The organism is Helicobacter sp., assembly GCF_022511165.1.
Classification (GTDB): domain Bacteria; phylum Campylobacterota; class Campylobacteria; order Campylobacterales; family Helicobacteraceae; genus Helicobacter_C.
The window spans coordinates 1-234 of record NZ_JAFLSB010000010.1 but is presented as its reverse complement, the minus strand read 5'-3'; the positions used below and the strand labels follow the sequence as shown (position 1 = coordinate 234).

The following is a 234-nucleotide window of genomic DNA, read 5'->3' as shown; positions in this document are numbered from 1 at the left end:
CCCAACACATAGTCTGCCCTACGCGGCATAGCTATGAATTATCAAATAATGAAACTCAAAGCAATAGCAGATGAAAGAGGCAAACTCATAGCACTAGAGGGAGGAAAGAATTTGCCTTTTGAGATTAAAAGAGTGTATTATATCTTTGATACTTCGCCAAAGTTTGATAGAGGCGGACACGCTCATACGAATTTAGAGCAGCTAATGCTTTGCCTAGCGGGCTCTTGTGAATTT

1 protein-coding gene is annotated in these 234 nt (G+C 40.6%); it reads left to right on the top strand.

Annotated elements, in window-relative coordinates; translation table 11 throughout:
- Positions 1-33 precede the first annotated feature (33 nt).
- The coding region (locus tag J1E28_RS02420) for an FdtA/QdtA family cupin domain-containing protein (RefSeq protein WP_291026352.1) at positions 34-234 on the top strand (201 nt) is incomplete at its 3' end.